This is a genomic window from Vibrio sp. 10N.239.312.D08 (assembly GCF_041466145.1).
In the GTDB taxonomy this organism is placed as follows: domain Bacteria; phylum Pseudomonadota; class Gammaproteobacteria; order Enterobacterales; family Vibrionaceae; genus Vibrio; species Vibrio crassostreae_C.
The window spans coordinates 1-1318 of record NZ_JBFSSD010000123.1; the positions used below are offsets into that span (position 1 = coordinate 1).

Sequence of the window (1318 nt, forward strand, 5' to 3'; positions counted from 1 at the left end):
CCGAAGTTTACGTCACCATTGAAGTTTTCGTTTGGAGCGAATGTGTAAGTACCATTACCGTTATCAGTAAGGATACCGTCACCGCCATCGTAGGTCACACCTTCAACCGTTAGGTTGTCACCTTCAATGTCTGTCGCGCCTGTTAACAGGTCGGCATCAGTAAAGATTAACGTGCCGTCTTCTTCAACGCTGAACTGTTGATCTTGAGGTACTGGCAGGTCATTAACTGGGTTAACGGTTAGGTCTGCAGAAGCTTGAACCGTATTAGTGCCATCTGAGATATCGAAACTGATATCGATGTCACCGTTGAAGTTCTCATCTGGCGTGATGGTGAAACTGCCGTCATCGTTTTGAGTAACGGTTGCATCACCGTCGACCGTTAGGCTGCTGGCTGTTAGGTCATCGCCTTCAACATCTGATGCTTGTGATAGCAACTGCTCTTGGCTTAGACGGATAGAACCGTCTTCATCGATTGAGTACGCTAGGTCACCAGACACTGGCGCATCATCAACCGCTGTAACGCTCACATCGATGTTTGCTGACACGGTATCTGTACCGTCAGAGACATCAAAACCGAAGTTTACGTCACCATTGAAGTTCTCATTTGGTGCGAAGGTGTAAGTTCCGTTACCGTTATCAGTAAGGATACCGTCACCACCATCGTAGGTCACACCTTCAACCGTTAGGTTGTCACCTTCAATGTCAGTCGCACCTGTTAATAGGTCAGCATCAGTGAAGATTAACGTGCCATCTTCTTCAACGCTGAACTGTTGATCTTGTGGTACTGGTAAATCATTTACTGGGTTAACGGTTAGGTCAGCCGATGCTTGAACCGTATTGGTGCCATCAGAGATATCAAAGCTGATATCGATGTCACCATTGAAGTTCTCATCTGGCGTGATGGTGAAACTGCCATCATCGTTTTGAGTAACGGTTGCATCACCGCCAACGGTTAGGCTGCTGGCCGTCAAGTCATCGCCTTCAACATCTGACGCTTGAGACAACAGCTGCTCTTGGCTTAGACGAATCGAACCATCTTCGTCGATTGAGTACGCTAGGTCACCAGACACAGGCGCATCATCAACCGCTGTAACACTCACATCGATGTTGGCAGAGACCGTATCGGTGCCATCTGACACATCGAAGCCGAAGTTTACGTCACCATTGAAGTTTTCATTCGGTGCGAAGGTGTATGTGCCATTACCGTTGTCGGTAAGAATACCGTCGCCACCGTCGTAGGTCACACCTTCAACCGTTAGGTTGTCACCTTCAATGTCTGTCGCGCCTGTAAGCAGATCCGCGTCTGTGAACAGTAAAG

At 48.2% G+C, this 1318-nt stretch carries 1 protein-coding gene; it reads right to left on the reverse strand.

All coding sequences use genetic code 11. The annotated features are described in order from the left end of the window. Positions 1 to 1318, reverse strand: a 1318-nt coding sequence (locus tag AB6D58_RS24450) for a tandem-95 repeat protein (protein ID WP_372158794.1), incomplete at both ends; no start/stop codon positions are given.